Below are 14,278 nucleotides of genomic sequence, written 5' to 3' on the forward strand. Positions count from 1 at the left end.
ATAGCATGTAAGGCATAGCCTGTCTAGATGTGCATTGTTGATATAATCGTTGATATAAATTGTTGAATTAATTGGATCTCAAGCCTTAATTATATGGATGTCGTTTATGAGTACAGAATGTCAAATTGTGGATGTGTTAGCAGATACTGGAAGTATGTATTGGCAACGTTGGTGCGACCGTAATAGCGCTGATCTCGCATTATTATCAGCCGAGCAAATAACCCAAACTCAACGGGTATTTTCGTTAAGTGATTTTATTGCTGAAAGTTGTATTAACAACACTGGTTTACTTATCGATATTTGGCAGTCTGGTTTACTTTTGCAGGCATCACGTACCACAGAGGTTAAGCGCCATTTAAATATACAATTAACGGCTTGCGATTCTGAATCTAGCTTATTACGCACGGTACGACAATTTCGCCGTTTTCATATGTGCATTATCGCTTGGCGAGAGCTATTACAAGTTGCCGAATTAACGGAAAGTTTAGCCCATACTTCGCATCTGGCTGATAGTCTGATTGAAGGTGCATTAGATTGGTTATATCAATTACAGTGTAAAGAACAGGGCACACCGGTTAACGCTGAAGGCTTCAAGCAGCAACTGGTGATCTTAGCCATGGGTAAATTAGGTGGCGGTGAGCTTAACTTTTCATCTGACATTGATCTGATTTTTACTTACCCTGAGACGGGCGAAACTGTTGGTGCTGGGCGCAGTGTCGCCAATCAGAAATTCTTCCAACGCCTAGGACAACGTTTAATTGCCGCTTTGCATCAATTTACAGCTGATGGTTTTGCTTATCGTGTCGATATGCGTTTGCGCCCGTTTGGTGATTCAGGCCCCTTAGTCATGAGCTTTAATGCATTTGAGGAATATTACCAAAACCAAGGACGAGACTGGGAACGTTATGCCATGGTTAAAGCCCGTGCATTGGGTGGTAATGCACAAACGCGGGTTGAATTAGAGCAGATATTAAGGCCGTTTATTTATCGTCGTTATGTGGATTTTAGTGCGATTGATGCATTACGTAATATGAAAGCCATGATCAAAGCAGAAGTACGTCGTAAGGGGTTGAAGGATAATATTAAACTTGGCAGTGGTGGTATTCGTGAAGTCGAGTTTATTGCCCAAACCTTCCAGCTTATTCGTGGTGGCCGTGAACCGGTATTACAAATAAAATCGTTATTAGCGACCCTTAAGGTATTGTTGTCTATTGGCGAACTGTCGAATGAGAGTTATACCGTACTGACCGAAAGTTACTGTTATTTACGTAAAGTGGAGAATATTCTTCAGCAAATAAATGATGCTCAAACGCAAACCTTACCGCAATCAGACCTAGATCGTAGCCGCTTAATTAGCGTGTTAAATTATCCTGACTGGGATAGTTTTTATGTGCATGTTAATCAAGTCATGGCCAAGATAAATAGTGAGTTTAGTCAGGTGATTGGTGGGGATGATGACGATCACGAAGAGTCACTGCCAGCATTAGATTTATGGCATTTAGAGTTATCTGCCGATGAAGCGGTTGCCTTGCTGGCTGAATATGACTTCACGGAGCAAGATGCGCAAACCTTTGCGCGTGATTTAATTCATTTTAAAAGTGATTGTGAACGTAAAACGGTGGGGCCACGTGGTCGCCAAACCATCGAGAAATTATTACCTAAACTGTTATTTTCTATTCTGAAAGTCGATGATCCCGTGGCCTTGTTACCGCGCATTATCGCGCTGTTATTGAAGATTTTAAATCGTACTGCGTATTTAGAATTGTTAGCAGAAAACGATTTAGCTTTAACGCAATTATTACGTTTGTGTAGTGCAAGTTCGATGGTGGCGAAACAGTTATCGACACACCCAATATTATTAGATGAATTGTTAGTACCATCGCATCTATACCACCCAACCCCGTTACACCAATACCGCAGTGAATTACGTCAGTTTATGCTACGTATTCCCGAAGAAGATCACGAGCAGCAGTTAGAAGCATTACGTCAATTTAAGCAAACCCAATTACTGCGTATCGCTGCTGCGGATATTGCCGGTGAATTAGCGTTAATGAAAGTCAGTGATCACCTGACTTGGTTAGCGGAAGCCGTCATTGATAACGTGGTAAATCTGGCCTGGCAGCAACTGGAAGAAAAACACGGGGTGCCACATAACGTCGTCGAAACAGGCGAAAAAGGCTTTGCTGTCGTTGCTTACGGTAAACTTGGCGGTATCGAATTAGGTTATGGTTCGGATTTGGATCTGGTGTTTATTCATAATTGTGAAACAGCTGGCATGACTAATGGTGCGAAACAGATTGATAGCCGTCAGTTTTACCTGCGTCTGGCACAACGTATTATTCATATCTTTAGTACCCGTACCAGTACCGGTATTTTATATGAAGTGGATATGCGTTTACGTCCGTCAGGTAATTCGGGTGTGCTGGCTTGTCCGGTATCGCGATTCTTGGATTATCAGAGTAAAGAAGCCTGGACCTGGGAGCATCAATCACTGGTACGCACGCGTATTGTCTATGGTGACAAACTGATTCAAAAACGCTTTAGCGAGGTAAAGCGCAGTATTATTGCCACCCCGCGTGATACCGCTGAATTGCAAAAACAAGTGGTCGACATGCGTCTTAAAATGCGTAAACACTTATTAACAGCCAAAGCCGATGAATTTGATATCAAACAATCCGAAGGTGGTATTACTGATATTGAATTTATGATGCAGTATATCGTCTTGAATCATGCAGCCGAGATGCCGAAGATCCAGTTGTGGCCTGATAATGTCCGTATTATTAGCCGTTGTGTATCTGAAGGACTTATTAGTGAAGAGTTGGGGTCCAATTTAACGGCGAGTTATTGTCAGATGCGTGATGAGATCCACCGTCTTAATTTACTTGGTAAAAAGGGCGTAGTAGCGAATACTAGGTTTATTGCCCAGCGCAAAGTCGTGATGGATTATTGGCAGCAGTTATTTACTGTTGAATAAGCCTCATTTCTAATTAAAAAAGCGCTTGATGCAGGGGTTATGTTCCATTTACCAAGCGCTTTTTTAGTTAATTGCCAGTAACTCGCTTATTTATACAAGCTCGGCTCACCTTCTGGGCGCGTTTTAAAACGACGATGCAACCACATGTATTGCGGCACCTGTTCTAAAATTGATTGCTCACATTCTTTATTGCAGCGTTTGGCATCTTCAACTTCATCACCAGTAGGGAAGTTTTCCATTGGTGCACGTATCGTTAACTTATAACGACCATCGGCTAAGCGACAAGAAGATGCTGGATAAGTCTTGGTATTTTTACCCGAGGCAAATACTGTGGTACCTGTGATCGTACAGGCTTTATCTACCGCGAAAAACGGCACGAATACACTACGACGTGGGCCGTAGTCATGATCAGGTGCGTACCATAATGGTTCACCTTCATCGAGTACGCGTAACATGCCTTTGATATCACGGCGGTTGATTAAGGCTTTATTTGACAGGGTACGGCCACGGCATTGTAAATATTCCATTAATGGATTTTTGTTCGGGCGGTAGATTGCATAAGCAGGTCGTAATAAACCAAAGATACGTGCCGATATTTCTAGCGATAAAAAATGTGATCCCAAGATCAACATACCGTTACCATCGGCTTTGGCTTGGTCTATATGCTCTTGGCCTTCGATCACCATATTCTGCTTAATACGCCAATCTGGCCAGAACCAAGCATTGGCAGTATCAATCACGGCTAAGCCAGTATATTCAAAATTTTCTTTGGCTAGCGCTTTGATCTCATCGGCTGATTTATCTGGAAAACTCAGGGCCAAATTTTGTTGTGCTGTTTTGAGACGCTTAGGGATGATTTTCATTACCAAGCGGCCTAATCCACGGCCTAGTACATTTTGCACCTTGTTGGGTAACAAAGAGATAAACCACAATAAAGTGGCGGCAAAGAGTAATGGCCAGTTTTTAGGGTGCAGGAAGCTCAATTCAAATTTGGTATTCTCTTTGGTAACCATCGATTTTTCGGATTTACGCTTGTTTGTCATTACAATTCTCATTTGCGCGAGTTAATACTCGCTATAGTTAGCCAGTGGTTAATATTAAGTTGTTGATATTAAGCTGTTTACGTAAGTGCTTAACATGTTGTTTTATTAGTTGATATCGCTGCTACAGTGAATTTAAGATATAAAAAAGGCGACTCAAATGGTCGCCTTAGTATGCTAGATAACGTCGTTATGTCGTTATGTCGTTATTTAGTTGCTTGTTTCTAACCCTGCATTAACTAAATTAATATCTTCAGCGTTCAACGTACCAGCGGCTTGTTTTAACTGTAACATACTAATGATGTAGTTATAACGTGATGCTGATAATGATTGCTTCGATTGGTATAAACTTTTCGTTGCGTTCAATACGTCAATAATTGTACGGGTACCTACACCAAAACCAGCTTCTGTTGCTTCTAACGCACTTTCAGATGATTTAACTGTTTGCTCGTAGGCTTTAATAGAACTTAATCCAGCCGTTACATTGTTGTAATAAGTACGAATTTGCGTTTGTACTTCACGACTTGCTTTGGTTAATTGTTCTTGGCTTGCAGTGACTTGGTAAACAGCTTGTTTTTCTGTCGACGTTACCGCGCCACCTGTGTATAGCGGCATGCTAAATTCGATACCGACATTACCAGAAGACACGACGCTTTCTGCATTTGTGCCGCTTTGGTTATCATCACCGTAGCTAGTATATTGAGCACCTGCATTTGCTACTAGGTTTAATGACATGTTATCAGCAGAGCTGGCTAAATCAACATTACCTTCAGCGATTTGCTTAGCAATACGTTGGATCTGAATCGATAAGTTTTGATTGTTGGCTGTGTCTAGCCAGTTATTACGTTGACCGTTTGGTGCCGTAGGGCTAAAACGAGCAGTATTTAGTGGTGCGATATCGGTATGCGTTAAACCGGTAATTTCAGTGAGTGACTCATAGCTGTTCGCTAAGGTGTTCTCAGCATTAATTACTTCTGCTACTGATAAATCAAACGTTGATTGTGCTTCTAATACGTCAGTTTTATCCGTTAGACCTACATTGTAACGTTGGGTCGTTTGCTCTAATTGACGTTCTACCGCTTCTTTATTACGGTTAGAGAATTCTAGGGTATCGTTAGCGGTTAATACGCTAAAGTAAGCATTCGAAACACGTAAAATCAGGCTTTGTAGCTGTGCTTGAACGGCAAGTTCACTTTGTTCTGCTTGTTTCGCTGCTTGGCTAACATTGATGAAGTTACTTTCTTCATATAATGATTGTGTTAGACCAATACCAACAGTACTGGTTAGTGCATTTCCGTTTCCTGTTGCATTAGTTTTGTAGTCACTAGTGATGCCGTAGCCTAAATCAGCACTTAGGCCAATTTGTGGTAAGTTTGACGCTTCTTGTTCAGTAATCTTCTCTAGTGCTGCATCACGGTTTGCTTGTGCTTCTAAGTAAAGAGGATCTTTGGTCAAGGCTTGTTCAAATATTTGCTGTAGATTATCAGCACTTGCTGAATGTGCAAAAAATGCCAGACCGCAGGCTAGAAGAATTTTATTAAACTTCATTGGTGGTTACCTTAAGTGTAAGTAGTTGCCGTTATGAATTCGCATAACAATAAGTAATGATAACTGCTTAGTCAAATTAATAATTATCCAAAAGGGATAGTTAGTATTGATGTTTATTTTATACTAGGCGTTATCTCAAAGCTCGAGTTTTAAACGTTGAATCAATATCGATATGGCATAATTAGTACAATTACTAGGTATTATCCTTAAACCCTAGCAGCCCACATGGTATTCACCGTAACCCTTTATTATCAGTATATTTGAGGAGATGTAAATGAAAAGTCGAAAGTTAGAAATAGAATCTAAGTATGATATTGCTGATATTGAGATCATAAACAAAAAACAGGTTTTTAATGGTTTCTTTAAAATTAACACTTATACCTTTAAACATAGACTTTTTTCGGGTGGTTGGAGTAATGAAATTACTCGTGAAGTATTCGAACGCGGCAACGCGGCTGCGGTCATACCTTATGATGCAGGTCGTGATGAAGTGGTTTTAATAGAACAGATCCGTATCCCGGCGATAGAATCGACTTCGCAACCTTGGTTACTGGAATTAGTCGCCGGTATGATCGATAAGCAAGGCGAAGATTCAGCTGAAGTCGTGAAACGTGAAGCAATAGAAGAGGCCGGCGTTGAAATTGGTCGTTGTGATTTTATTATGCAATTTCTTGCGAGTCCAGGTGGTACCAGTGAAGCACTTGATCTGTATGTGGGTGAGGTCGATAGTAGTACCGCGCATGGCGTCCATGGCCTAGTAAGTGAAGGGGAAGATATACGTGTGCATGTAGTCAGTCGTGAAACTGCTTATAATATGGTGCAAACTGGGCGAATAAATAACGCATCTACTATTATTGGTATCCAGTGGTTACAATTGAATTTTCAAACATTGCAAAAGTCTTGGCTGTAGCGCTACAATAGTCAGTCGAGCGTTTCCATCGCTAAGTCGTTTGAATATATGATGATTAGAATTGTGGAAATGTGTGCTGGTCAACAGATTTACGCGTGTTTATTGCGGTATGATAATAGCTAAGTAATCTTGAAATCAGCATGTCGATTGACGTTATAGTGACAGTCACTATTTATATTCGTCATGACTAGACAACATATAAGGATAAGGGTTAAAGATTATTGTGAGTGCGGATATTTCTAAGTTAACAGCAAAGCACGACGTGATTAATTTATTACAAGTGACGGATACTCATTTGTTTGCCACGGCAGAAAAAGATCTGCTCGGGGTTAAAACACAGCTGAGCTATCGTCATGTTATCGATGCTATTTTACAGAATCAACAAGTGTTTGATGCTGTACTTGCCACGGGTGACATTTCTCAAGACAATAGCCTTGCTTCTTATCAGTACTTTGCACATCATATTAAGCGCCTAGACAAACCTTGTTATTGGTTACCGGGTAATCACGATAATATTCCGTTAATGGCCGAGGCGCTTAAAGCCGAAGGGGTATTACCCGATAAATCGAAAGTGGTCGGTGATTGGCAAATCATTTTACTTGATTCACAGTTAACAGGTTCTCCTGCGGGTTACTTATCACCAGAACAACTTGCCAGTCTGGATGAGCAGCTCAGTGCACACGCTGACAAACATGCTTTGGTGGTATTACATCACAATACTTATCCGGTAGGCTGTAAATGGTTAGACCAACACATCCTGCGTAATGCTGATGAATTTTTAGCGGTATTGGCGAAACACCCACAAGCTAAACATGTTTTATTTGGTCACGTTCATCAACAAATTGATAAGACTTATGACGGTATCCATTTTATGGCATCGCCATCAACTTGTTTTCAATTCAAACCGCATTGTGATGAATTTACGTTAGACTCCCGTGCACCGGGTTGGCGTTATTTACAATTACACCGCGATGGTTCGATTAACAGTCAGGTTTGGCGCTTGTCGAGTAATGATTTTAATCCAGACCTCGATTCTAAAGGTTATTAACCTCGATTTTTAACATAGCAGATATTCAGGGCTATCTTGTCCTGATTTATTACTTTATTTATTGATGTGCTCGGACACCCCGTCCAACCCCGTATTCATTCTGTTTTTATCTATAATATTAGAGGTTCACAAATGGCTCCTATGCTACTGCTCTATCTGCACGGTTTTAATAGCTCGCCAAACTCGTTCAAAGCACAACAAATGGCGGACTTCCTCGCATTACATCATCCTGATATTAGCATTGAAATCCCCGATCTATCGGCTTACCCACAACTGGCGTGGTTGCAGATCCAAGCTATCGTTGCACGTTATCCTGACCATCAGTTAGGTGTGGTGGGCAGTTCACTGGGGGGGTATTATGCGACGAAAGTGAATCAAGTATTTCACTGTCCGGCTGTCATTATTAACCCCGCGGTGAAGCCGTATGAATTGTTGGTGGATTTTTTAGGTGAAAATACAAATCCATATACTGAAAACACATTTACCCTTGGCGAAGAGCACATTGATGAGCTGCGCGCCTTAGATTGCCCTGTATTAGTTAAGCCGGAAACGATCTGGGCACTGTTACAGACCGACGATGAAGTGTTAGACTATAAACAAGCAACAGCAAAATATAATGCGGCAAAATTAACGATAGAGCAGGGCGGTGATCATGCCTTTATCGGATTTGAACGTTATCTTAGCGATATTTTAACCTTTCTTGCATTCAAGTAGATGTAACGAACAGCATAAAGAAACTCATGACTCAAGAATATAACGCGGGCTCGATTGAAGTCCTAAATGGTCTCGAACCAGTACGTCGTAGACCCGGTATGTATACCGACACAGTACGCCCTAACCACCTTGGCCAAGAAGTTATCGATAACAGTGTCGATGAAGCGTTAGCCGGTCATGCTCAGAACATTACTGTTACCTTGCATGCTGACCAATCGTTAGAAGTCTCCGATGATGGCCGTGGTATGCCGGTTGATATTCACCCTGTTGAAGGTGTGAGTGGCGTTGAGCTGATTTTATCTAAATTACATGCGGGTGGTAAATTCTCTAACGATAACTATCAGTTTTCCGGTGGTTTGCACGGTGTGGGTATTTCAGTTGTAAATGCGTTATCTAAACGTGTTGAAATTACGATTCGACGTGGTGGTCAGATTTATCAAATAGCCTTTGAAAATGGCGAAAAGGTTTCAGAGCTAGAAGTGATTGGCACTATTGGTATCCGTACTACCGGTACTAAAGTACATTTCTGGCCAGATGCGAGCTATTTTGATTCGGGTAACTTCTCGTCTAAACGCCTGATGCATAACTTACGTGCTAAAGCGGTTCTGTGCCCTGGTTTAAGCATTAAATTTGACGATAAAGTGAATAAAGAAAAGCATGTTTGGTGCTTTGAAAAAGGCCTGCAAGATTACTTGATGGAATCGCTGAAGGGATGGACTACATTACCTGAATCGCCATTTGTCGGTAGTTTTTCTGCCAACAATGAAGCGGCTGATTGGGCTGTTATCTGGTTACCTGAAGGTGGCGAATCGGTGACTGAAAGTTATGTAAACTTGATCCCGACGGCACTTGGCGGTACCCATGTTAATGGTTTACGCCAAGGTTTGCTTGATGCTATGCGTGAGTTCTGTGAATTCCGTAATTTATTGCCACGTGGCGTGAAGTTAACACCAGATGATATTTGGGAACGCTGTTCTTATATTCTGTCGGTGAAAATGCAAGATCCGCAATTTGCCGGGCAAACCAAAGAACGCTTGTCATCGCGTCAGTGCGCGGCATTTGTTTCTGGTGTGGTCAAAGATTCATTTTCATTGTGGTTAAACTCCAATACTGATCTTGCTGAACTATTGGCAGATTTGTGTATCAACAACGCCCAAAAGCGTCTGCGCGCAAGCAAAAAAGTAGCGCGTAAACGGGTCACCAGTGGTCCTGCATTACCGGGTAAGCTAACTGATTGTTCTGGTCAGGATCCGATGCGTTCTGAACTATTCTTAGTGGAGGGTGACTCTGCTGGTGGTTCGGCAAAACAAGCGCGTGATCGTGAATTTCAGGCGGTGATGCCACTGCGTGGTAAGATCTTAAATACCTGGGAAGTAGACTCGTCGCAAGTATTAGCATCACAAGAGGTGCATGACATTTCTGTGGCGCTGGGCATCGACCCTGACTCGGATGATATTTCCGGTTTACGTTATGGCAAGATCTGTATTTTAGCGGATGCCGATTCCGATGGTCTACATATTGCCACCTTGCTTTGTGCTTTGTTTTACAAACATTTCCGCACCATGGTTGAAGCGGGACATGCATTTGTTGCTATGCCGCCGTTATACCGTATTGATATCGGTAAAGAAGTGTTTTATGCATTAGATGAATCAGAGAAGAACGGTATTCTTGACCGCATTGAAGCAGAGAAAAAACGCGGTAAAGTTAACGTACAACGCTTTAAAGGATTGGGTGAAATGAACCCACTGCAATTACGTGAAACCACGATGGATCCGAACACGCGTCGTCTCGTTCGGTTAACTGTTGATAATGCAGATGAGACATTAGCGATGATGGATATGCTGCTAGCGAAAAAACGCTCTGCAGACCGCCGTACTTGGTTAGAAGACAAAGGTGATATGCCGCGATAGCTAAATCTTTCGTTACGCTGATCACTTATTTAAAAATAGCTGCAATGTTGCGGCTATTTTTTTATGTTTCTATCGGCAGTAAGCGTTATTCCTATTTAAATCTATTTATTCATCTTTTATTCACATCGTCTTTTGTATTCTACTGATAATCAGTGAACAAAAACGCTAGCGCGTTGAGTTTATTTAACCTTTTATCAATATGGAAGTTCGAGGCGAACATCAACATGCATAAACTATCTCAATACATCACTCTTTTACTGTTATCTATCACAGCTTATAACGCGACGGCAGATACCGCGATCCAGCCTAGCAATCATTTGCCTATGAATAATGTCCAGCTGGCGGATAATTATGTCACTGGACAGCTTGTCGCAGCTCGCAGCGTTATTATTAGCAGTGAAAATAGCGGCATTGTAGATGAGTTTAATAAAGATATCGGCGATAAGGTGCAAGCGGGGGAAACATTAGCGAAGTTGTCTATTGCAGATAATGTCTTGAATGTTGAACTGGCACAAGCAGAACTCGCTGTCAGTCTTAACGAACTTAAAATACAGCAAAAACAATTACAGCGTTATCAAGCGCTGTATAATAAAAACGGTATTTCAGCGAGTGAATTTGATGAACAGCGTCGCAAAACGAATACCAATAAAGCCCAAGTTGAAGTAGATAAAATCAAACTGGCTATGGCCAAACGTGAGCAAGATAAATCTCAGATATCTGCGCCATTCTCAGGGGTGATATTAACCCGCGATCTCGAGCTCGGCCAGTTTATTCCCGCGGGACTATCATTGTATACCTTAGTTGATATGGACAAGGTAAAAGTACGCTTCTATTTACTTGAGTTAGATGTCGTGTCAGTTAATGTTGGTGATGCCGTCACTGTGACAATACCAGCGTTGAAAAATAAGCAGTTAACTGGCCATATACAGATCTTAGCCCCGGCTTTTCAGACCAATGAACCGGGTTTTTTGGTGGAAGTATTGCTCGATAATAGCAAGCATGATTTAAAGCCAGGTATGCAAGCTCGCGTACAGTTTATTGAGTTGGGAGCGTGATCATGCAGTCCATATTAACCTTGCTCAGTCAGCGTCGATTAGCAGCTAAAGTACTCACATTATTACTCATTGTACTGGGGCTGTTTGCATTAACACAGCTGCCTTTAGCCGAGAAACCGCGTTTTGATATGGGCGATGGCACGATCACGACGGTTTATCCGGGCGCGTCGGCATCGGATATTGAAAGCAATGTGACGAGTAAATTAGAAAAAGAACTGTTATCAATCTCAGGTATTAAAGAGTTTAACTCTACCTCTGAAGCAGGCGTATCAAGCATAGATTTTGTATTGAATAGTGGTATTTCTGATTCTAATATTGTTTATCAAGATATACGAGATGCCATTTCTAGAGTTTCGGATCTACCTGCTGGCGTAACTGATGCGCCAGTGTTAGCGATAAAAAAATCGTACAGTTTAGATTTTATGGTGGTCGGTATTAGTAGTGACTTGCCATATAAGCAGTTAAGAGAACGAGCGAAAACCTTGGAGCTGGCTTTACGCCGTGTTGATGGCATTGGCCAAGTATATCCGATTGATTTACGTGATCCCGAATTTTTAATTTCATTAGAGCCAGTACAGCTACAGCGCTATGGGTTAACCGTGGATGCAATCGCGCAATTGATTGCAGAGCGTAACGTGCTTATTAGTGGTGGCCGTTTGGAGTTGTTAAAAGATAACCCTGAGCTCATCACCGTTGCCGAACTTGATGACATTAATAAATTAGGTGATATGTTTATTGGTTTTATGCCAAATATTCAATTGAAAGATGTAGCAGGGGATATTAGTAATACCTTCCAGAAAGCCGAAGCGTTTGGTTCACTCAATGGCCAAAAAAGTATTTTGTTTGATTTGCGCACTGATGAAAGTGCGGATGTATTGGCTACGTCGGCACAAGTGCGTGATTTATTAGCCAGTATGGAAGTGCAATTTGGTAATGAGTATAATTTGGGTGTGGGGTTTGATCTTGCTAATGAAATTAGTGCTAAATCAGATATTGTCCGTAACAATGGGGTAGTCGGTTTAATTTTGGTGCTGGTGGTATTAGCGCTATTCCTCGATAAACGTATTGCCTTTTGGGTCGCCATATCAATTCCTGTATGCCTACTCGGTACCTTGGCATTATTACCAGCCTTGGGACAAATTTTAGATGTTTATACCTTGTCAGCATTGATCCTCATTATCGGTATTATTGTTGATGATGCGGTTGTCGTTAGTGACAAAATAATCTCCTTAGTCGAAGCGGGACAACCTATCGATAAGGCGGTTAAAAATGGCGTGAAGGCCGTTTTACCAGCCGTTACTGCAAGTGTTTTAAGTACCATGCTGGCTTTTATACCGCTGTTATTCTTGCCGGGAAATGCAGGTAATATTGCGTACGTGATCCCGCTAACGGTTATTGTGGCATTGTGCTTTTCGTTTCTTGATGCATTATTTTTTATTCCGGCACATCTACAGAGCAGCTTAAGTAAAGGTAAAGCCATTAGATCCAATACAAATGATAGTTTTAAATTTGTGAATGATTTAATTACCCGGATCCTAATTAAACGAAAATGGGCGTTAAGTGTAGCGCTTGTACTGTGTATCGGTTTAGGCAGCTTCTCTTACAAACAATTAAGTTTTCTGTTTTTTCCTACCGATGGTGCCTACTTAATTGAGGTGGGCGTTGAAACCGATCCGGAATTATCCCTCGATGAAGCGTGGTTAGGTACACAAAACCTCGAAGCATTATTTGAAAATACGGCTGAAGTGGCTTCTTGGTATGGCGAGGTAGGTACACCAAGTAGTTATTGGGTTATTTCACTCAGTCCTGTTAATAATCGTGACCGTAGTGCTGAAGACATTGTTGCGGAATGGGAGGCCGCTGCTGAAAACATGGCTGGATTTGCACAAGTTGAATTTGATATTGATGGTGGTGGTGCACCTGTGGGTCGTCCTGTTGATATTAAAGTTGTGGGCGGTAGTGACGTTGGAAGAAATAAGTTAGCCAATGACTTAGCTATTTTTTTAGAGCAATTTGAGGGGACCAATCGTGTCAGCCGCGATCTACATGACAGTCAGCCACGTGTGGAAGCACAACTGCAGTATCAGTGGCTTAACTATTACGGGGTGAGCGCACAACAAGTGGGGAGTTTACTTAAATATGCCGTTGAAGGTGAACGTATATCGCGCATTTTTAATGGTGAAGAAGAAGTATTCTTTCGCATTGGTCTAGAGGAAAATGATAAAACCTTGGCTGAATTAAACAACCTGAATGTCAGAGCTGCTGACGGTAACTTGGTGCCATTAAGTAAATTAATTCGCTGGGTTGATACCACATCAGCTTCGCAGATCAGTCATTTTAATGGTGAGCGAGTGATCCGAGTATCTTCAGGCCTTGATGCTAAAATAACAGATCCGATTGCGGTATTCGAGGCGGTGACGAGTACATTTTCAGGTCAAGATTATGACGGGGCAAGATTAGTCGCTGCAGGGCAAATATTAGAAACCGCAGAAGCGCAGCAGGGTTTTAGTATTGCTATCTTGATGGCATTTGTTGGTATCACTATTCTCCTCTTGTTATTGTTTGATCGCATTACCGAAACACTCATGGTGTTAACTGTGGTGCCATTTGGGATTGCGGGCGCCTTGTTTATTTTGTTTGTACATAATCAGGTTCTAAGCTTTTTTTCGATTATCGGTATGATTGCCTTAATCGGCATTATGGTGAATAACAGCTTGGTATTGATTTGGCACTTTCGTGCAACAATTGCGGAGCTGGATAAGGGTAATGTCATGGCCTTTATTGTGGCTGGTACGAAAAGCCGTGTTCGTCCGATCTTATTAACGACAGTGACGACAGTGGTTGGTTTAGTGCCCTTAGCTTACGGCCTCGGTGGTTATGACAATTTCATGTCACCAATGGCCTTAGTGGTTGGTTGGGGGTGTATTATTTCAATGTTAGTCACTTTAATCATTATTCCGGCATTATACGCCTATGTTCTTGAATGGAAAATTCGTTATGAGCGTGAACTTTAATGCCTATTATAGCGATATTAGGTAGCGCATAATTCTGTCTTAAAGCCCGTTTTTATTTATTCATA

9 protein-coding genes are annotated in these 14,278 nt (G+C 41.7%); 7 read left to right on the top strand and 2 right to left on the bottom strand.

Annotated features, from left to right (window positions below):
* Positions 1-106: 106 nt before the first annotated feature.
* Positions 107-2,974, top strand: a complete 2,868-nt coding sequence (gene glnE, locus FR932_RS19720) for a bifunctional [glutamate--ammonia ligase]-adenylyl-L-tyrosine phosphorylase/[glutamate--ammonia-ligase] adenylyltransferase (RefSeq protein WP_019442140.1) — start codon at positions 107-109, stop codon at positions 2,972-2,974.
* Positions 2,975-3,060: 86 nt separating this feature from the next.
* On the opposite strand, the gene lpxL is transcribed toward glnE, so the two are convergent.
* Together lpxL and FR932_RS19730 are read right to left on the bottom strand one after the other, a co-directional pair.
* Complete coding sequence (gene lpxL, locus FR932_RS19725) at positions 3,061-4,017, bottom strand: LpxL/LpxP family Kdo(2)-lipid IV(A) lauroyl/palmitoleoyl acyltransferase (RefSeq protein ID WP_019442141.1); 957 nt, start codon at positions 4,015-4,017, stop codon at positions 3,061-3,063.
* Positions 4,018-4,224: 207 nt separating this feature from the next.
* Positions 4,225-5,562 carry a TolC family outer membrane protein gene (locus FR932_RS19730; protein WP_019442142.1) on the bottom strand — a complete coding sequence of 446 codons (1,338 nt, stop codon included), beginning with the start codon at positions 5,560-5,562 and terminating at the stop codon, positions 4,225-4,227.
* A gap of 274 nt (positions 5,563-5,836) precedes the next feature.
* On the opposite strand from FR932_RS19730, the gene nudF reads away from it, so the two are divergent.
* The 6 genes from nudF to FR932_RS19760 all read left to right on the top strand — a co-directional run bounded on the left by nudF (position 5,837) and on the right by FR932_RS19760 (position 14,213).
* Positions 5,837-6,472: an ADP-ribose diphosphatase gene (nudF, locus tag FR932_RS19735; RefSeq protein ID WP_019442143.1), complete on the top strand. Its 636-nt coding sequence runs from the start codon at positions 5,837-5,839 to the stop codon at positions 6,470-6,472.
* 223 nt (positions 6,473-6,695) lie between these two features.
* A complete protein-coding gene (gene cpdA, locus FR932_RS19740) occupies positions 6,696-7,520 on the top strand; it encodes a 3',5'-cyclic-AMP phosphodiesterase (protein WP_019442144.1) in 825 nt (274 codons plus the stop codon).
* A 132-nt stretch (positions 7,521-7,652) separates the two neighbouring features.
* Positions 7,653-8,234, top strand: coding sequence for an esterase YqiA (gene yqiA / locus FR932_RS19745; protein ID WP_019442145.1), 582 nt, complete (start codon positions 7,653-7,655; stop codon positions 8,232-8,234).
* Between the two features lie 26 nt (positions 8,235-8,260).
* Positions 8,261-10,144: a DNA topoisomerase IV subunit B gene (gene parE, locus FR932_RS19750; protein ID WP_019442146.1), complete on the top strand. Its 1,884-nt coding sequence runs from the start codon at positions 8,261-8,263 to the stop codon at positions 10,142-10,144.
* Between the two features lie 224 nt (positions 10,145-10,368).
* On the top strand, positions 10,369-11,199 hold the full coding sequence (locus FR932_RS19755) for an efflux RND transporter periplasmic adaptor subunit (protein WP_019442147.1): 831 nt from the start codon (positions 10,369-10,371) through the stop codon (positions 11,197-11,199).
* 2 nt (positions 11,200-11,201) lie between these two features.
* A complete protein-coding gene (locus tag FR932_RS19760) occupies positions 11,202-14,213 on the top strand; it encodes an efflux RND transporter permease subunit (protein ID WP_019442148.1) in 3,012 nt (1,003 codons plus the stop codon).
* Positions 14,214-14,278 lie beyond the last annotated feature (65 nt).

Source organism: Moritella marina ATCC 15381, from assembly GCF_008931805.1.
Taxonomy (GTDB): Bacteria; Pseudomonadota; Gammaproteobacteria; order Enterobacterales; family Moritellaceae; genus Moritella; species Moritella marina.